Source organism: Xanthomonas sp. BRIP62415, from assembly GCF_003993515.1.
Lineage (GTDB): Bacteria > Pseudomonadota > Gammaproteobacteria > Xanthomonadales > Xanthomonadaceae > Xanthomonas > Xanthomonas euroxanthea.
This window is the reverse complement of record NZ_QEZH01000034.1, coordinates 107795-126345: the sequence shown is the minus strand read 5'-3', so window position 1 is coordinate 126345 and position 18551 is coordinate 107795. Positions and strand designations below refer to the sequence as shown.

At 65.2% G+C, this 18551-nt stretch carries 14 protein-coding genes; 7 read left to right on the top strand and 7 right to left on the bottom strand.

All coding sequences use genetic code 11. The annotated features are described in order from the left end of the window. Positions 1–107 precede the first annotated feature (107 nt). Together EO141_RS19000 and EO141_RS18995 are read left to right on the top strand one after the other, a co-directional pair. On the top strand, positions 108–1184 hold the full coding sequence (locus tag EO141_RS19000) for a catalase family protein (RefSeq protein WP_127169959.1): 1077 nt from the start codon (positions 108–110) through the stop codon (positions 1182–1184). Positions 1185–1499: 315 nt separating this feature from the next. Next, positions 1500–3293, top strand: a complete 1794-nt coding sequence (locus EO141_RS18995; RefSeq protein WP_127169958.1) for a PAS domain-containing methyl-accepting chemotaxis protein — start codon at positions 1500–1502, stop codon at positions 3291–3293. Between the two features lie 139 nt (positions 3294–3432). Here EO141_RS18995 and EO141_RS18990 read toward each other — a convergent pair whose 3' ends face one another. Both EO141_RS18990 and EO141_RS18985 read right to left on the bottom strand, forming a co-directional pair. Beyond that, entirely contained in the window at positions 3433–3807 is a 375-nt protein-coding gene (locus EO141_RS18990; RefSeq protein WP_127169957.1) for a nuclear transport factor 2 family protein, read from the bottom strand. Positions 3808–3925: 118 nt separating this feature from the next. Next, positions 3926–4477 (bottom strand): CPBP family intramembrane glutamic endopeptidase, encoded by a 552-nt coding sequence (locus EO141_RS18985; protein ID WP_104648573.1) that lies wholly within the window; start codon positions 4475–4477, stop codon positions 3926–3928. A gap of 545 nt (positions 4478–5022) precedes the next feature. Here EO141_RS18985 and EO141_RS18980 point away from each other — a divergent pair. Then, positions 5023–5316, top strand: coding sequence for a hypothetical protein (locus EO141_RS18980; protein ID WP_104582839.1), 294 nt, complete (start codon positions 5023–5025; stop codon positions 5314–5316). A 291-nt stretch (positions 5317–5607) separates the two neighbouring features. Beyond that, a complete protein-coding gene (locus EO141_RS18975; RefSeq protein ID WP_206514824.1) occupies positions 5608–6036 on the top strand; it encodes a hypothetical protein in 429 nt (142 codons plus the stop codon). Positions 6037–6046: 10 nt separating this feature from the next. Here the strand turns inward: EO141_RS18975 and EO141_RS18970 are convergent, their stop codons facing one another. From EO141_RS18970 to EO141_RS18955, 4 genes are all read right to left on the bottom strand, one after another. After that, entirely contained in the window at positions 6047–6451 is a 405-nt protein-coding gene (locus tag EO141_RS18970) for a hypothetical protein (RefSeq protein WP_127170006.1), read from the bottom strand. Positions 6452–6836: 385 nt separating this feature from the next. Beyond that, positions 6837–8948, bottom strand: a complete 2112-nt coding sequence (locus EO141_RS18965; RefSeq protein ID WP_127169956.1) for a methyl-accepting chemotaxis protein — start codon at positions 8946–8948, stop codon at positions 6837–6839. A gap of 412 nt (positions 8949–9360) precedes the next feature. Continuing rightward, positions 9361–10545 carry an FAD-dependent monooxygenase gene (locus EO141_RS18960; RefSeq protein WP_127169955.1) on the bottom strand — a complete coding sequence of 395 codons (1185 nt, stop codon included), beginning with the start codon at positions 10543–10545 and terminating at the stop codon, positions 9361–9363. A gap of 36 nt (positions 10546–10581) precedes the next feature. Then, a complete protein-coding gene (locus tag EO141_RS18955) occupies positions 10582–11046 on the bottom strand; it encodes a MarR family winged helix-turn-helix transcriptional regulator (RefSeq protein ID WP_104582845.1) in 465 nt (154 codons plus the stop codon). Between the two features lie 416 nt (positions 11047–11462). On the opposite strand from EO141_RS18955, the gene EO141_RS18950 reads away from it, so the two are divergent. Further along, on the top strand, positions 11463–14321 hold the full coding sequence (locus EO141_RS18950; RefSeq protein WP_119128374.1) for a PAS domain-containing protein: 2859 nt from the start codon (positions 11463–11465) through the stop codon (positions 14319–14321). Between the two features lie 37 nt (positions 14322–14358). On the opposite strand, the gene EO141_RS18945 is transcribed toward EO141_RS18950, so the two are convergent. Then, positions 14359–14703, bottom strand: coding sequence for a response regulator (locus EO141_RS18945; RefSeq protein ID WP_127169954.1), 345 nt, complete (start codon positions 14701–14703; stop codon positions 14359–14361). 237 nt (positions 14704–14940) lie between these two features. Between EO141_RS18945 and EO141_RS18940 the strand changes: the two genes are divergently transcribed. Continuing rightward, positions 14941–16455 (top strand): ATPase domain-containing protein, encoded by a 1515-nt coding sequence (locus EO141_RS18940; protein WP_104582848.1) that lies wholly within the window; start codon positions 14941–14943, stop codon positions 16453–16455. Further along, positions 16442–18514, top strand: a complete 2073-nt coding sequence (locus EO141_RS18935) for a PAS domain-containing sensor histidine kinase (RefSeq protein WP_104582849.1) — start codon at positions 16442–16444, stop codon at positions 18512–18514. The genes EO141_RS18940 and EO141_RS18935 overlap by 14 nt, the downstream gene beginning before the upstream one ends. The last annotated feature ends 37 nt before the right edge of the window (positions 18515–18551 follow it).

The window sequence follows — 18551 nt, the reverse complement described above, 5'->3', positions numbered from 1 at the left end:
ACAGGCGACATGCGCAGCATCCACCGTTGATCCGCTTGTTGGTTTCGACGGGGCGTAAACAGGGCGTGTAGCACAGTGGCCTTACCAGCCATAAAGCCAGGAACCGCATGAACCCGCCCGTCGAATACCGCCCCGATCTGGAAACGCCCAGCGTCAGTGAGCAGGAAACCATCCGTTCCCTGGAAGCGTTGTTCGTTGACATGGCAACGACCGTGGCTGAGAAGGAGGGGCATGCGCACCGCGCGGTCCATGCGAAGGGGCAGGGCCTGCTGACCGCCAAACTCACCGTGTTCAGCAATCTTCCAGAAGAGCTACGGCAAGGCCTGTTCGCAGAACCCGGGCAATACGATTCATATATCCGCTTGTCGTCGCCGCCTGCAGAACAGTTGAGCGATGCGGTTTCGACTCCGCGTGCGTTGGCGTTGAAGGTATTGGGCGTGAGTGGCGAGCGCGTGGAGGGTGGAGACGAAAAGCACAGTCAGGATTTTTTGATGGTCAATGGCCCTTCCTTCACCACGCCGGGTCCTGACGGTTTTCTGCGTAATTTTCGTGTTCTTGCGACGACCACTGAGAAGGCGCCGCGTGCCAAGGTAGCGCTCTCAAAAGTGCTTCGAGGGGTGGAAAACAGCCTTGAGAAGATCGGCGCGGGAAGTGGCAGCATCAAGCAGCTGGGCGGGCAGCCGCAGATTCATCCGCTGGGCGAAACCTTCTTTTCGCAGGTGCCGTATCTCTACGGCCGCTATATCGCCAAGTTCTCGCTTGCGCCGGTGTCCAGCAATCTCCTCGCACTGGATGGTGAAGACGTGGGCGACTCCCAGGACGCGCAACGCGATGCCGTTCATCACGCCATCAGCACCCTGGACAGCCCCGCCGAGTGGGAGCTGCGCGTGCAGCTGTGCCGGGATGTGGACAAGATGCCGGTCGAGGATGCCTCGACGGAGTGGCCGCAATCCATCAGCCCCTTTGTCGCAGTGGCGCGTGTGGTCGTCGAGCGCCAGGCCGGCTGGGACGGGGAGAACTCGCAACGGCTGGAAGACCGCATCGCCTTCTCGCCGTGGCATGCCTTGGCCGCTCACCGGCCGCTGGGCGCCATCAACCGGGCGCGCCGTGTCGTGATGGCAGCATCACGCCGATTCCGCGCCGAGTTCAATCGCTGCCCGATCCACGAGCCAACTGGCGTCTAGCGCGGTCGTTGCTTGACCTTGCCGTGTGGCGCCGATGCCTCCGCGTGGTCTGCGTGCCTCGGACTGCAGCTGCCAGCCAGGAGTGTTTGAGAACTCGCAAAAGATGGACGACGACGTCAGTCCACGTGGTGTGCCGGGGTTGGCCCGGCCCCGCGTGGCGAGAAGTTGCTGGTAATAGCCCCCTTCACCAGCGCTGCCGGTCGCGTCCAGCTGAATGCTGGACCCATCCGGGCTGTCAGATCGAGACATCACTCTCAAGAAGGACCGATCGCTGCCGCTAGGGACGCATCCCTAACGCAAGTAGCAGAGGTCGCCATGTTTTTCTCCGACAGCCACAAGGTGGACGCGCTGACCAAAGCGGTTGATGCCACGTTGAACGGCGGCACTGCGCAATGGCCGAGCAACGGGCCGGCTCTGCTTCTCAGGAAGCTGGCCGAGTCCCTGCATGCGGCGCAACAGGAGCGCGATCTGGCACAGGCCCGGGCGGAAGAGGCGACGACCGCGTTGCGCCATCTGGAGGGGCGCTTCGAACTGGTCGCCAGCGGCACCACTGACGGGCTCTGGGATATCGGCGTCATCGGCGGAGATCCCACGCATCCGGACAGCCCGGTGTGGTGGTCGCCGCAGATGCGCCGGCTGCTGGGTTTTGCGTCCGAACAGGATTTCCCCAATGTCCTGGACAGCTGGGTCGCGTGCCTGCACCCGGACGACAAGCAGCCGACGCTGGATGCCTTCGCGGCGCACCTTGCCGATCGCAGTGGTCGCACTCCCTACGACGTGGAAAACCGCCTGCGCCTGAAGTCCGGCGAATACCGCTGGTTCCGCGCATTCGGCACGACCGAGCGCGATGCGCAAGGCCTGCCGCTGCGTGTGGCCGGGTCGCTCACCGACATCACCGAGCGCCGTGAGCGGGAGCAGTTCCTCGACATCACGCTGACGCGCTTCGAGCTCGGCTCGCAGATGCTCAGCGATGGGTTGTGGGACATGAGCGTGATCGCGGGTGACCCGATCAATCCGAGCAACGAGTTCTGGTGGTCGCAGCAGTTCCGCCACCTGCTTGGCTTCGAGTCCGAGCAGGAGTTCCCCAATGTGCTCGATAGCTGGGCGTCACGGCTTCACCCGGAAGACAAGGAGCGTTCTCTGAATGCGTTCGCAGCGCATCTGAACGACCGCAGTGGCCGCACCAACTTCGACATCGAGTATCGCCTGCAGCTCAAGAACGGCCAGTACCGCTGGTTCCGCGCACGCGGTCTGACCAAGCGCGCGGCAGATGGCACGCCACTGCGCGCGGTGGGCGCGTTGATGGACGTGGAAGCCGGACGTCAGTTGGGCGAGGTGGCAAACACGCTCAGCAACGCGGCAGGCGATATCGTGCGCAGCAACGATGACCTGTCACGGCGCACGGAACAGCAGGCGGCCGCCCTCGAGGAAACCGCAAGTTCCATGGAGGAGATGACCAGCATCGTTCGCAAGAACGCCGAAGGCGCGCGTCAGGCCAATTTGCTGGCGAGCCAGGCCGCAGAGACCGCGCTGCATGGCGGCGAGCTGGTCAATGGGGTGGTCAGCACGATGGCAGCGATCCAGGCGTCATCGCGCAAGATCGGCGAAATCATTACCGTCATCGACGGCATCGCGTTTCAGACCAACATCCTTGCCCTGAATGCGGCCGTGGAAGCGGCGCGGGCAGGCGAGCAGGGACGCGGCTTTGCGGTCGTTGCTTCGGAGGTGCGTAGCCTTGCTCAGCGCTGCACCATGGCCGCCAAGGAGATCCGCGACCTGATCGCCGATTCGGGTGCGAAGGTGGGGCAGGGCGCGGAGCAGGTCAACGTGGCGGGCAAGGCCATGGAAGAGCTGCTGTCGTCGGTGAGGCAGGTCAACGACATCATGGGTGGCATTGCGGCGGCCAGCCACGAGCAGAGCGCCGGCATCGAGCAGATCAATCAAACGATCTCCCAGATGGATGCGGCCACGCAGCAAAACTCCGCGCTCGTCGACACCATGGCATCGTCGGCCCGCGCGCTGGAAGATCAGGCGACCGCGCTGGTGGAGAGTGTTGCGAACAGTTCACGCAGCGTCAGTGGCAAGGCGAAGCTCGCACTGGCTGCATGACGCATGCAGCCAGTGCGCCGCCCTGCGGCCTGGCGATGCCGGGATGCAGGGCGGTGCGCTGAAGACCAGAATGCAGTCGGTGGCTTTTTTACGCTCGGCCTGAAAAGGCGCACGGTGCAAACCGCTCGCCTGGGATGTTTCATCGCGCAGGTGCAGTGGCAATGCGTGCGCCGGTAGCGAATGAGGCCCTCTGGATTTTTCCATCGGCCACCTCGTAGATGCAGAGCATCTCAACAAGACTGGTCCCGTCAGCAAGGTTGCGGGTGATCAGCTCCGAATCGGCGACGATGTTGCCGACGACGGTCCGCGACAACAGCCGCGCATGCAGGTCCGGCTCTTCAAAGCGGGCGAGAAAGCGCTCGCGAAGCATGGCGTGTCCTTTCGCCAGTCGGGGGCCGTGCAGGGTGTAATGCTCGGCATCGTCGGCATAGGTCGCCAGCAATGCGTCGATATCCTTGGCGTTGTAGGCGTCCAGCTGCGCCTGAACGATCGAGAGCACGGTATCGGTGGTCATGTCTGGGCAATCTGCTCATGTCGGAAAGGCAAGTCGCCATCGCACAGCAGGTGCGGACGACGTGGCAAGGACTCCTGGCAGTCAAGCACTGGAGCAAGCGGATCAGGGGGCGTGCTTCCTAATACCAGCCCAGGTACAGCGTCGCAATGCCCCAGGTATCGATCAACCCATGCGCCAGGACCGTCGCCCACAGGTTGCGTCCTGATCGCAGGTAGACATAGCCAAACAAGGCGCCGACAAGCCCGGTCAGCAGCACCCCCGAGATACCTTGGCTCAGGTGCATCGCGCCGAAGAGTGCTCCCCCTGCCACTGCCGCCATCACCTGGCCCCCACGATAGCGGCCCAGCACGTGATCAAGGTGGTGCATCAAGAACGCACGGAAGACCAGTTCTTCGCCCAGCGCGGCGCTGAGCCAGGCACCGCCTGCCAGCTGGGCGGCCGCGTTGAAGTTGCCACGCAATGCACCGTAGCCGCTGTAATCGGCCTTGGTCCCGGTCAGGGCATCGATCAGCGGTTGCACGAACGGATTGACCAAGCCGATGACGAGCGCGAGCAGCAGCAGTGTCCAACCAAGCCAGGCGCGAAAGGGCCGGCGCTGCAGTCCGCAGGCACCCAGCGAGCGCGTTTCCAGCCAGACCAACGCGATCCCGAGTACGCCGACCACCGGCATCCGCCAGGGAAACTGCAACCAGCGGTAGTGCGCCAGCGCGAGGATGACTGCGATCGCTGCGATGCGTGCCAAAGGATGTCCCAGCGCAGGACTGCCCGGGCGGGGATATGCGGTTGCGTCGCCTTGTTGAAACATGCTGGAAGGAGGATCGAGTAGGTCCTTGAACGGTAGCAACAGGAGCGACAAGCGTCCTGTGCCAGAGGGCATGGGCTGCTATCTGCGAAGAGGGATGGTGCATGGACAGGGTCTCGGCCATGATCCGGTCACCGTCATGGGGCCGGCCAATGACGCAGGCAGTCAGCCGGCGTCGATCATCAACACGCCCGCCCGGTGTAGCACTGGCATGTATCTCTTCGCGCGATGGGTCTATGCCGCAGCGACTGCGCCGGCCACCGGTGCCTGCAGACGTATGTCGGGCCAACGCTCTGCTTGAACCCCGCATCACCTTGCTGGTTCAGCTGTGTTTGCAACGAGGAACACATGGCGCCACCAATAGCCTGTGGATCCGGATACGCTATGCGCTTCCCACAGCGTTGTTGACAGGTATGGAGCAGTTGAACGAGCAATGGATGACAGCGGTTGTGGATGCGTTGAGCGACCTGCAGGCAGCAAGGGTGGCTCAAGGTGCGGTGCTTGAGGCAGTGGTTGCTTCGCATCCATCTCCCGTGCTGCTCATGCGTTGCTGGGATCGCCTTTCTTCGTCGTTGATTGCAACTGCTTCACAACATAAAGCCGCGTCGACAATGGCAAAGCCCATCGAGGCGTATACGCTCGAGCAGCTGGCAGCGTGGACGGATCGAATGGAGCGCTGTTTTCCCCAGGCCAGAGGTCAATCCTAGCTGGGATCGCGACCAGGCCGCGCTTGCGATGCCCGTGCTTGATGCACGGCACTTGGCGACGCGGTGCATAGCGGAGCCGTACGTCGCGCTTGGATCGGCGAAGGCAACGGTGAGCAGCTACTGCAACCGTGTGCCGATCAGGCTCCTGCCGGCCGGCAAGCTCCCATTCCGTGCCTTGATGGGTTATCTGCAGTGCCAGGCATCGCGGGCAACCTGCATTGATGGCCTATCTGGTTGTCCCCAAGGCCCAGATCGAACGTTTTCACCGATGCAGCCAGGCAGCTTGGCGGCGTGGGATCCTTCGTTTCACAGGCCACGGTCGCCGAGTTCATGGAGCAAGGGCACTTCTCCCGTCACTTGCGCAAGATGCGCGCGCTCTACAGTCAGAGGCTCAGCTATCTGGTCGATGCGCTCACCGATATCTTTGGTTCCCGCATGGCGATCCAGCCCCAGGCAGGCGGACTCCAGGTGCTGGCCTATCCCGCGACAGGGCAACGTGATGCGTTGCTGGCGCAGGCCGCCCAATCCCACGGACTGCCACTTCAGGCATTGAGCAGGTGGCGAATCCGGCCCTCATCGACGGGCGGTTTGCTCATGGGATTCTCGAGCTTTGCAACGCGAGAGCAGGCATATGCCTCGGTTCAACGGCTACGAGCAGCGCTGGATGACGTGCTGGCACCTGCAGGACCCCGTGTTCGTGCTGCATCGCCGAGGGTCTGAAGTAGTGTGATTAACGGCCACCCTGAAAGCGGAAGGTGAAGCGCATGTCGGATGCGGAGGCCGTTGCCGAGTCTGCTGGTGGAGCAGTGGCGTCGACCAACGTCAACTGGCCATCGGCCACAGCCACCGGCACGCCAAGCGTGAGATCGATCTGTTTGGACCAGCCCCCGCCGAGCACGGTTGCCCTGACGATCAACCGGCCCGCCACGACGCACTGCACCTCGGCCGGGCAACGGCTGTCTTCGATGACGCGGTCGGGACGTACCCTGGGGCCATCGACCGCCGCGATGTCTCCCAGCCGTACCGGGCCTTCGATGGGCCGTGCAGTGATGGAGCCAGCTGCCGCGCATCCGGCAAGTGAAACGGCCAGAAGCGCTACAAGTATTGGTCTGCGGAAGAGGCGGATACGTTGCATGGCGGTCATGCTCGCATGTTGTCCAAATAAAAGCTGATGTTCGGCGAGCTGCACCTGGGTAGCAATCACATCACGGCGATGTGGCGTCACTTCGCCGTGGTGCTCTCGCGCAGGCGCCAGCAGTGTGCGAGCGCTGGCAGCGAAGGCGGGCCGACTGATCTGTGCACCTGGCAACGGCACTGTGTGACCCGGCGAGCCGGGATGTCATGAACCAGCGCATCAGCGGCCGATCCACCTCGTCCCGGCATCCCCGTGCGATTGCCGTTGTCGTTTTCCCCCTTTACCCGAGCGGCCATCCGGCGCCGGGCGGCGCAGGTTGGCCGATCACCAATCGCTGCACGTCGGCTCTGGTCCGGACCGGCGGCAGGCCACGCTATCCGCCCGGTTAGATCACCGACGCATTGACCTTGAACACCTCGACCGCCCGCGTCAGTTGCGTCGAATGCGCTTCCAGCGAACGTGCGGCGGTGCTTGCCGCTTCGACCAGGCTGACGTTTTGTTGGGTGGTTTCGTCCATCTGGGCGATGGTCCGGTTGACCTGTTCGATGCCGCCGGCCTGTTCCAGCGAGGCGGCGGAGATGTGGCCCATGATGTCGGTGACGTGCTGGACGCTGGTGACGACCTCGCCCATGGTGGTGCCGGCCTTGTGCACCAACGTTGCACCGTCGGCGACGCGTTGCACGGAGTCGTCGATCAGGCGTTTGATCTCCTTGGCGGCGTCCGATGAGCGGTGCGAGAGGGTGCGCACTTCCGAGGCCACCACGGCAAAACCGCGGCCTTGTTCGCCGGCGCGTGCGGCCTCGACGGCGGCATTGAGGGCGAGGATGTTGGTCTGGAAGGCGATGCCGTCGATGACCGAGATGATGTCGGCGATACGCCTGGACGAGGCCTCGATGCCGGACATCTGTTCGATGACCTGGCCGACCACGTCGCGCCCTTCCGAGGCGATGGCGGCGGCGCCCAGCGCGAGCTGATTGGCACGGCCGGCGTGCTCGGCATTCTGCTTGACGGTGGAGGTCAGCTCTTCCATCGAGGCGGCGGTTTCTTCCAGGCTGGCGGCCTGCTGTTCGCTGCGGCGGGACAGTTCCTGGTTGCCGCTGGCGATGTCTTCGGTGGCAAAGCCGATGCTGTTGGAGGTGGTCTGGATGTGCGTGACGATGTCGGTCAGGCGATGCACGGTGCTGTTGGCATCGTCGCGCATGGAGGCGAACACGCCGTGGAAGTTGCCGGTCATACGCACGGTCAGGTCGCCATCGGCGATGCACCGCAGCAGGTCTGAAAACCTGGCCAGGTTGGTATCGGAGGTGGCCATCATGGTGTTGAGGTTTTCGACCATGAGGCGGAAGTCGTGCTCGAACTTTTCCGGCTGGCCGCGCAGCGCGAAGTTGCCGGCGCATGCAGCCTGGGTGAGCTGCTGGATCTGCGCGTTGATGGCGCGCAGGTTCTGCTTGACCTGCTGCATGGTGGCGGTGATGGCGGCCTTTTCGCCGGGGTATTGCTCGATTTCCGGTGCCAGGTCGCCGATGGCATAGCTGCCCATGACCTCGGTCATGCGCAGCTGGGTCTGCACGTGCGCATGCACCAGGGCGTTGGTGTCCTGCACCATGTGCCCGTATTCACCGGGGAACTGCTGGGCGTCGGTGCGGTAGCTGATCTCGCCGGCATCGTGGCGGGCCGCCATGCTGCGTTGGGCGGAGATCACATCCTGCAGGCGGCGCTGCATCTGCTGCATGGCGCGCAGCAGCTGGCCGGATTCGTCCTTGCCGGTGGGCAGGTCCTGGCTGCGCAGGTCGCCGTCATTGATGCGTTCGGCCAGCCGCAGCGATTGCCGCAACGGCAGCACCACGCTGCGGGTCAGCAACAACGCAATCGTTGCGCCCAGCAGCAGGGCGATGACGGTAGAGACCACCATCAGCATCGCAAAGCCGCGCGCAGTGGTGACCGCATCCTTGGCAGCCGCGCGGTTCTTGGCTTCCTGCAGGTCGATGAAGGCGTTGATGCTGGCCAGCCAGGCGACGAAGGCAGGGCGCGCCTGCTGCAGCAGGCGTTGCTCGGCATGCGGCTTGTCGGCGCCATTGCGGAACGCACGCACCTGCGCGATCAACGGCATGGTGCGCTGCTCGATGGCCTTGATCCGCTGCAGGATGGCCTTTTCTTCCGCGTCCGTGGAGGCCGCGATCATGTCGTCCAGCGGCTTGGCGGAGCGGGCGTAGTCCGCGGCGAGCTTGTCGATCGATTGCTCTGCCGTGTGCCGGTCTGCCGGGTCGTCCAGCAGCACGACATCGCGCAGGGCGATCGCGCGGTCGTGCACGCTGCCGCGGAAATTGATCGCATAGCGTTGCTTGACGCTGTTCACTTCGTTGATGGCGGTGAGCTGCTGGTCGATGCTGCGCACGCGCTGGATGCCGACGATGGTGAGGAGCACCATCAGGACAATGATCGCGAGGAAGCCGAGGGCCAGGCGCTGACCGATACGCAGATTCGAAAGCAGGGGCATGGGAAGTTCGATCGGTGATCCGGCGAGCGGAAGAGCGGGGAGAATCCCAGCAACAGCTGGGAGGCGATGCGCCCGGGACACCGATGGGGCCGGCAGCGTTGCCGCTGCACGAAGGATGTCTCGACCTGTTCGTTAGCGGCTTCGGCCATCGGAAATGAAACCGTCTGGCCGGAGGGATTCATCCACGGTTGGCCTCGCGCTGGCGCCGGTCCAGGGCGGGCGAGGTCGCAAGCGGCGGGCATGGCCGAAGTGACGCGCTGCGGCGCCTCTCAGCCTCAGGAGATACGCCGATCCAGCTCGATGAGGGGTGGCGCGGGGAGGCGGCCGCTGCAAGGGAACTGCGGCCGATGGCCGGTGTGGAGCTCAGCACGCGCACTGCCGCCATGGCAGCGCAGCCACTGATCCATTTGGTTCAGTCGTAGTGCGACAGGTCCGGCGCCTGCATCGACGGCGTCATCAGCTTGGTGGCGATGTTCTGGATGCTGGGTTGGCTGGCGAATTTCAGTGCGCCGTGCAACAGCTGGATGCCAAGCCGGCTGTGCGGATTCATCAGCCGTGGGCCGATCTTCGGCACGCCCTGGCCTTGGTCGACCATCGGCCGCATGGCCGCGGCGTAGGCGGCAAACGCCTGTTCCAGCGTTGCGGCGCGTGCGATCTCGTTGGCCAGGACATAGCCGCCGGTGACCGCCAGGGTGGCGCCGATGCCGGCCAGCGGGGTTGCGCACCAGGCCGCGTCGCCGGTGAGCACGACACGGCCGGCGTGCCAGCGCGGCATGCGGACCTGCCGCAAGGCGTCGAAGTAGAAATCCTCGGTGCTGTCCATGCCGTCCAGCACCCGCGCCGCCTGCCAGCCGGCGTCGGCTAAACGTTCGCGCAAGTAGGCCTTTTGGGTCGCCACGTCCCAGTCCTGTTCGCCCTCTGAGGCTTTCTGCAGCGAGAGCATGGCGCGCGTGGTGCCGTGCCGGTCCGGGCGCAAGGAGATGCTGCGCCCGCCGGTGGTGTGATACCAGCGCCACAGGCGGTCATCGTCGGCGGTGCGTGCGATGGTGAAGTAGGCGATGGTCAGATCCATCCAGCGCGGCGCGTTCTCGCCGGGAAACAGCAGCTCGCGCGTGGCCGAGCCGACTCCTTCGGCGACGATGACGGCATCGAAGCGCTCGCTGTGCCCGCTCTGGAAGTGGACGGTGGCGGCATTGCCGTCGTCGGCGATGCTGGCGATGCGGTCGCCGAACCGATACTCCACGTGCTGGCGGGCGGCCGCATAGAGCAGGCGGGCGAGGTCGCCACGCAGGATTTCCAGTTCCGCGGTCGGGCCATCGCCGTCGATGTCGTCAGTCTTGAAGGTCGCCGCCGCGTGGCCGTGTTCGTCGACCCAGGCGGTGCCTTCCTCGCCGGTGCCGTGGTCGAGTGCGGCCTGCTCCAGGCCCATGCGCCGCAGGACCTCGCGGCCGACGCCGCGCACGTCGATGTTCTGGCCGCCATCGCGAAACTGTTCAGCCTGCTCGACGACGGTGACCTCAAGGCCTTGTTGGGCCAGTGCCCACGCCACGGTGTTGCCGGCGACACTTGCGCCGGTGATGAGGATGCGACGCGGCATGACAGATCACCCGAAGAATTAATATCAGAGGTGATATTACATGCCCTGGTCGCGCTGCTCCAGGTTGGCGATCAGGCGCTGCATGAACGCGACGGTCTGCTGCGCCTCCTCGGGGGAGAAGTCTTTCAGCGCATCGGCATTCAGATCGGTCAGGATCCTGCCGCCGATCTCGGCGATCCTGCGCCCGGCAGGCGTGAGCGACACCACCGCGGCGCGGCGGTCTTGCGGCGTTGGGGCGCGCTTGATCAGCTTCAGGCCCTCCAGCTTGTCCAGCAGGGCCACCATTGCCGGCTGCTTCACGGCCGAGGCGATCACCAGGTCGCGTTGCAGCATCGGCCCTTTCCAGGACAGCAGCATGATCGGCCCGATCAGTGCCAGCGACATGCCGTGCGGCCGCAGTTGCGCATCCACTAGGCGATTGAAGACCCGCGCAGCATGGTTGGCCAGATACCCCGGTGCTACCGCGGCCAGGGGGTGAATGAGTACGTCGCGATCCTGCATCTGCGTTACCGTGCCACGCCTTTTGGGCCAGCTGGCGATTTTATCCGGGCACCCGCGCCACGGGGCACTGCTTGCGCGCCATGGCGAGGTCTCCCAGCCAAGCATGCCGGGCAGCGACGCGCGCGGTGCGGTGGGCGGCGCGCAGTCGGGTCACGTCAGCCACCTGGGTGTTGTAACGTAGGCGGGCGCTGCACGCTGCGCGCTGTGCCGACGGCGATGCCGGAGGGCGTTGCGCTGGCAGGTCAGGCCGGCATGTCCGACCCTGCCGGCCGGCGATGCGCGGCGTTGGCCCCTGATTCCTCTTCAATGGTTTTGTCAAAGATGCTTGTTTGGGTGACTGGTAAGCTGGCCGCACACCGCGTTGCGCGCTGCATGCATGACGCCTGCCGCTGGACGGCAGCACGCCCGGGCGCCGCATGAGCGCGCCGTTTCCTTATGGCCAGAGCGCCATGGCCCAGGCCGTGCGCGCATACGACTGGGCCGCAACCTCGCTAGGGCCGACCACGCAGTGGCCGTCGCCGTTGCGCAATGCCGTCAGCCTGATGCTCAGCTCGCCGGAAAGCATGTATGTGGTGTGGGGCGATGCGCTGACCTTTTTCTACAACGATGCGTATGCGCCCATCCTGGGGCCGCGGCAGCCGCACGCCCTGGGTGCGCCGTTGCGGGACTTGTGGGCCGATGCCTGGGAGGCCGTGCGTGCGCCGATCGAGGCCGCGTTCGCGGGGCGCGCCTCGCGCTTCGATGAAGTGCCGATCGGCATGAACCGCTACGGCACGCCGGAAGACACCTGGTGGACGTTCTCGTTCTCGCCGATTTATCTGGACGATGGACGCGTGGGCGGCGCGTTTTGCGTGACCAACGAAGTGACCGCCCGCAAGGTGGCGCAGAACCGGCTTGCCGATGAACACGAACGGCTGATCCGCTTGTTCGAGCAGGCGCCGATGTTCATGGCGTTCCTGAGCGGTCCGCAGCATCGGGTGGAGTTTGCCAACCCGTGCTATTCGCGCCTGATCGGCCACCGCGACGTGATCGGCAAGCCCCTGGCCGAGGCCTTGCCCGATCTGGTCGAGCAGGGGCATCTGCGTCTGCTGGACGAGGTGTATCAGTCCGGGCGCGCCTACACGGCCAACGCGCTCGCCTACAACGTGCAGGTGGAGCCGGGCGGCGCGGTGGAGCGGCGCCTGCTGGACCTGGTCTACCAGCCGATCGCCGGTGCCGACGGCACCGTCTCCGGCGTCTTCGTGCAGGGCCTGGACATCACCGATCGCATCGGCCTGGAACGCGCGGTGCGCGAAGCCGAAGTGCGCAACCGGCAGATCCTGGACAGCGTGATGGACTACGCGATCATCGCCACCGACCTGTACGGCTTGGTGACGTCCTGGAACGAGGGCGCGCAGCGCATCCTGGGCTGGAGCGAGGCCGAGATGCTCGGCCAGACGCTGGAGCGCACCTTCACCCCGGAAGACGTGGAGCGCCGGCAGATCCTGATCGAGGCAGCGGCGGCGCTGGAAAGCGGCAGCGGCATGGACGAGCGCTGGCATGTGCGCAAGTCCGGCCAGCGCTTCTGGGCGAATGGTTCGCTGATGGTGCTGCGCGACGAAACCGGTGCGGCGATCGGCTTTGTCAAGGTGTTGCGCGACCGTACCGCCGAGCGGCTGGCCAGCGAAGCCTTGCGCAAGAGCGAGCGCCGGCTGGATGCGTTGGTGCGCGCGTCCTCGCAATCGATTTTTTCGGCCACGGCCGATTGGCGCGAGCTTCGCCAGCTGGTGGGCGAGGGCGCGCTGAGCGATGCGCTCTCGTCGAGCCTGAACTGGCAGCAGGAGATGGTGCACCCGGACGACCGCGCACGGCTGTCCGAAGCCATTGCGCATTCGATCGTCAACAAGTCCGGGCTGGATCTGGAATACCGCGTGCTGGATGCCGATCAGCAGGTGGGGTGGACCCTGATGCGCGCGATCCCCTTGCTGGACGAGCGCGAGCAGATCGTGGAGTGGTTCGGCACCGCTGCCGACATCACCGACAAGCGGCTGGCCGAACAGCAGCTGCGCCAGCTGACCGAAACGCTGGAAGAGCGTGTGCGCGAACGCAGCGCGGCGCTGCTGCTGGCCGAAGAGAAGCTGCGCCAGAGCCAGAAGATGGAGGCGGTTGGCCAGCTGACCGGTGGGCTGGCGCACGACTTCAACAATCTGCTGACCGCGATCAGCGTCGGCCTGGAGCTGTTGCAGACGCGGATCGAACAGGGCAAGTACGACCGCCTGGAACGCTATGTGGAGATGGCCCAATCCAGCGCCGCGCGCGCCACCGCGTTGACCCAGCGGCTGCTGGCGTTTTCGCGCCGGCAGACCCTGGCGCCCACCGCGCTGGAGGTGCAGGCACTGGTGCACGGCATGCACGACATCATCGCGCGCACGCTGGGGCCGTCGATTGCCTTGCGGCTGCGCCCCGCACCCGATGCCTGGAAAGTGCTGGTGGATGCACCACAGCTGGAAAACGCGCTGCTGAACCTGTGCATCAATGCGCGCGATGCGATGCCCGATGGCGGCGAGCTCACCATCGGTATCGCCAACCGGGTGTTGGAGGCCGAAGCCGCCCAGCAGCTGGACCTGCCGGTTGGCGAGTACGTGTGCCTGAGCGTGCAGGACACCGGCACCGGCATGAGCGCCGAGGTGATGTCCAAGGTCTTCGAGCCGTTCTTCACCACCAAGCCGATCGGGCAGGGCACCGGTCTTGGGCTGTCGATGATCTACGGATTCACCCGCCAGTCCGGCGGGCACGTGCGGATCGACTCGGAGGTGGGCGTGGGCACTACGATGGCGCTGTACCTGCCGCGCTTCAACGGCGCGCTGCCGCAGGACGAGACGGTGCCGGCGAGCGAGCAACCGGTGCACTCGGCGGCGCAGAGCTGCACGGTGCTGCTGGTGGAAGATGAAACCGCGATCCGCGTGCTGATGTCCGAAGTGCTGGGCGAAGCGGGCTACCGTGTCATCGAGACCGCCGAAGGCAGCGCGGCGGTGGAGCGCCTGCGTTCGCAGGAAGCGATCGACCTGCTGGTGACCGACGTCGGCCTGACCGGCGGGTTGAACGGACGTCAGGTTGCCGACGCGGGCCGGCAGTACCGGCCGACACTGCCGGTGCTGTTCGTCACCGGTTATGCGGCAACGGCGGCGGTGGGCGCCGGGCAGCTGGATGAGGGCATGGAAGTGTTGACCAAGCCATTCCTGGCGGTGGACCTGGAGCGCCGTGTGGCGCAACTGCTGGAGCGCAAGGCGCCGTGATGCGGAGGTGGAGCACGTTGCGGGCGGTTGGGTGCGCCTACAGCGCGGTGCGCACGATGCCGAGCAGGTCACGCAAGGAAAATGGCTTGGTCAACAGGCGCATGCCGGTATCGAGAAAATCCGCGCGCTTGGCAATGGAGCCGGCGTAGCCGGTCATGAACACGATGGGCAATGCGGGATACAGGCGGCGCGCGCTGTCTGCAAGGTCGCGCCCGTTCATGCCGGGCAGGCAGATATCGGAAAGCAGCAGATCGAACGGGCACGACCGGTTGAGCTGCTCCAGCGCCTGCTCGGCGTCGGCCGAAGCGGTGACCTGATAGCCCTCGTCACCCAGGATATCGGCGGTCATCGCACGAATGGCATCGTCGTCTTCGACCAGCAAGATACGGGCGTTACATGATGCGTGATTCACCGCAGTCCTCGAGCGATCGCAACCACGCGATGCACTTCAGCTGCAACGCTAGGCCTGCGCGCGTGACGAACGTGTCGGAACTGTCATAAAGCGCGGCACCGATCACGGCACGATGCCGGTAGTGCAGGCGCGCAGGGCGCGCCAAGCAAGCTGATCGATTCACGCGCGCGCAGCGGCGCATGACGCGCCCGTGATAAATTTAGGTCCATGGGAAATCTGAAGCCGATGATCGCAAACCGCATTACGACTGGTACGACAGGGCTTGACACCATCTTGCGCGGCGGGCTGCCGCCCAACCGCCTGTACCTGCTGGAAGGCCAGCCGGGCTCGGGCAAGACCACAGCGTCGCTGCAGTTCCTGCTCGATGGCGCGGCCAAGGGCGAGAGCTGTCTGTACGTGACCTTGTCGGAAACCATCGACGAGCTCAACGAGGTGGCCACCTCGCACGACTGGTCGCTGGAGGCGCTGCATATCTTCGAGCTCGCTTCGGCTGAAGCGTTTCTGGGCGATGGACGCCAGCAGTCCATTCTGCACCCGTGGGAAATGGAGCTGGACGGCACCATCAAGCTGATCCAGGCCGAGGTGGATCGGGTCAAGCCGACGCGTGTGGTCTTCGATTCGTTGTCCGAGTTGCGCCTGCTGGCACAGGATTCGCTGCGCTACCGGCGCCAGGTGCTGGCGCTCAAGCAGTTCTTTGCGCCGCGCAATATCACCGTGTTTCTGGTCGATGACCTCACCGGCGAGAATGGCGAACGCGACGCGCATCTGCACAGCCTGTGCCATGGGGTGATTTCGCTGGAACGCATGACGCTGGATTTCGGTGCGGCGCGTCGGCGCATGCAGGTGCAGAAATTGCGTGGCGTGGATTTCATCGCCGGCTATCACGACATCACCATCACCACCGGCGGCATGCGGATCTATCCGCGTCTGATCGCCTCCGATCACCACGTGCCGTTCATTGGCGATGCGGTGTCCAGTGGCGTTGAGCGGGTCGATGCGCTGCTGCACGGCGGGCCGTTGCGCGGCACCAGCACGCTGTTGACCGGGCCTGCCGGGTCGGGCAAGACCAATATCGCGCTGCAGTACGTCACCGCCGCCTGCGAGCGCGGCGAGCATTGCTGCATCCTGGAGTTCGACGAGCGCACCGGCACCTTGCTGACGCGTGCCGAGAGTCTGGGCATGGATCTGCGCAAGTATCTGGACGCGGGCCTGCTGGAACTGCATCAGATGGATCCGGCCGAACTGACCCCGGGCGAGTTCGCCTGGGCGGTGCGCGCCAGTGTGGAAGAGCGCGATTGCCGCTTGCTGGTGATCGACAGCCTCAACGGCTATCTCACCTCGATGCCGCAGGAAAAGCAGTTGATGCTGCAGATGCACGAGTTGCTTTCCTATCTCAACCAGAGCGGCGTGACCACCTTCCTGGTCAATCCGCAGCATGGCCTGGTCGGCACGATGTCCACCGGCAACCTCAACATCTCCTACATGGCCGATACCGTCATCCTGTTCCGCTTCTTCGAGGCGCAGGGGCGCATCCGCAAGGCCTTGTCGGTGATCAAGAACCGCAGTGGCGCGCATGAGGATTCGATCCGCGAGTTGCGCATCGGGACGAGCGGTATCCATCTGAGCGAGCCGCTGGAGAAATTCCACGGCGTGCTGACCGGTACGCCGCACTTCGTCGGGGACGATACGCCATTGCTGGATCGTCCCCTTGACTACCTGTGACCCGGATGGATCCATCGTCCACATCATCGCGCCATTCGGCCGCGATGCGGAAAGCATTGCCGGCATCGTCGGCCAGCGCGGACTGACACGCCGGGTGTATGGCTCGCTGGCAGCGCTGGCGGACGACCTGCTCGATGCCTCCGGTGTGGTGGTGTTGACCGAAGAAGCGGTCGGCGGCGATCTGCAGCGGCTCTCGCACATCCTGCAGAGCCAGGCTGCCTGGTCGGATATTCCGTTCGTGCTGCTGCGTGCACCACGCGGCGCCCACGGCGGGCGGCAGGCCACGCTGCCGCCGGAAGTGACCAATGTCATCGAGCTGGAACGGCCGCTGAGTTCGTCGTCGTTGCTGAGCGCCATTTCCACTGCATTGCGCTCGCGCCAGAAGCAGTTCGTGATCCGCGACCAGATGGCGCAGTTGGCCGAAAGCAAGACCGCACTGATGTCGAGCGAGGCCGAATTGCGCCGGGTCACCGATGCGCTGCCGGTGCTGATCGCCTTCATCGACAAGGACCTGGTGTACCGCTTTGCCAACCGCTCGTACGAGGACTGGATCGGCATCCCGCCTGCAGAAGTGATCGGGCAGCCCTTGGTGGACGTGGTCGGACCTGCGGTGGTGCAGGAGCGTCGCGCCTGGATCGAAGCCGCGTTGGCCGGGCAGGCGCTGACGGTGGAGGCGAGTTGGCCGCACGCCGACGGGCGCCGGCGGGATGCGGAGATCCGCTACATGCCGCGCCTGGATGCGGACGGCAAGGTGGACGGCTTTCATGTATTTGCCACCGACATCACCGCGCGCGCGCTGGCGCTGGAATCGATCCAGCAGCAGGCCAGTCTGCTCGAGATCAAGGTGGCCGAGCGCACCGCCGAGCTGCAGCAGCAGATGCTGGCGCGCGAGTCCAGCGAGGCAGCATTGCGCCAGGCGCAGAAAATGGAAGCAGTGGGCCAGCTGACCGGCGGCATCGCGCACGACTTCAACAACATGCTGACCGGCATCCTGTCGGCGCTGGATCTGGCGCGCCTGCGCATCGACCAGGGTCGCACCGAGGGGCTGGGCCGCTTCCTGGATGTGGCGTCGGCATCGGCCCTGCGCGCGGCTGCACTGACGCAGCGGCTGCTGGCGTTTTCGCGCCGGCAATCGCTGGAAGCGCGGCACCTGCATCTGAACGATCTGGTGGTGTCGCTGCAGGAGTTGCTGGCGCGCACGCTGGGCGAATCGGTGCGCCTGGACACCGACCTGCAGGCCGACTTGCCGCAGGCGTATGTGGACGAAAACCAGCTGGAAAGCGCGCTGCTCAACCTGGCGATCAATGCCCGCGATGCGATGCCCGACGGCGGGCGGTTGCGCATCGCCACCCGGCAGTTGCAGGTCGAAGGGCAGCCGCTGGCACTCGGGCGCGGGGTGACGCTGGCGCCGGGCAATTACGCGGTGGTGTCGGTGACCGACAGCGGCGCCGGCATGCCGGCCGATGTGCTGGAGCGTGTGTTCGAACCGTTCTACACCACCAAGCCGATCGGGCAGGGCACCGGCCTGGGCATGTCGATGATCTACGGCTTCATGCAGCAGTCCAACGGGCAGGTATGGGTGGAATCCGAGCTGGGAAAGGGCACCACGGTGAGCCTGTATCTGCCGGCCGGTCTCCATCCGCAGGCGGTGTCGCCGCAGCCGCAAGCCGGCGCGGTGGTGGCCGGGCGCGGCCAGCAAGTGCTGGTGGTCGAAGACGACGAACAGGTGCGGCTGCTGGTGACCGAGCTGCTCAATGAGTTGGGCTATCAGGCCGATGTGGTTGCCGATGCCGATGCGGCGCTGCCGATCCTGGCCTCGCCGCGGCGGATCGATCTGCTGGTGACCGATGTGGGCCTGCCTGGACTGAACGGGCGCCAGCTGGCGGAGATCGCGCGGCAGTCGCGCGGCGATCTGCCGGTGATCTTCATGACCGGCTATGCGGAAACCGCGCGCGATCGCGGCGAGTTTCTTGCCGAAGGCATGAGCATGATCGCCAAGCCATTTACGCTGGGCGAGTTCAGCGGAAAGCTGCACGAGGTGCTGGGGCCGTCGGCCTGAGTGGGTTGCGCGGGCGATTGCGCCCGGCACCACGGCG